The sequence below is a fragment of the Bacillus sp. SIMBA_005 genome, from assembly GCF_046535585.1.
Lineage (GTDB): Bacteria > Bacillota > Bacilli > Bacillales > Bacillaceae > Bacillus > Bacillus pumilus.
Genome location: NZ_JAWRWI010000940.1, coordinates 1 through 247, shown reverse-complemented (window position 1 = coordinate 247; position 247 = coordinate 1). Strand labels below are relative to the sequence as shown.

1 pseudogene is annotated in these 247 nt (G+C 66.4%); it reads right to left on the bottom strand.

The window, feature by feature from the left end:
- A pseudogene (locus SB660_RS22845) lies at nt 1–247 on the bottom strand (hypothetical protein); the annotation flags it as partial.

The window sequence follows — 247 nt, the reverse complement described above, 5'->3', positions numbered from 1 at the left end:
GCCGAGCATGCTCGACAGGGATGCCGGACTTGCCAGGTTCTGTATTCCCTGCAGTCCTGCACCTGCTCCTCCGCTGGCCGCCGCCGGTGCCGACGCGGCAGCGCTTCCTCCTCCTGAACCGGGTAAAAAACGGGAAAGCATCCCTTTTAAGCCCCCTCCGCCGCCCGTGCCTGCGTTTCTCAGGCCGGCTCCGGCAATCTGCTGCTGAGGGAAAAGCTGCCGGCCCTGCTGCATCAGCTGCCGGCCC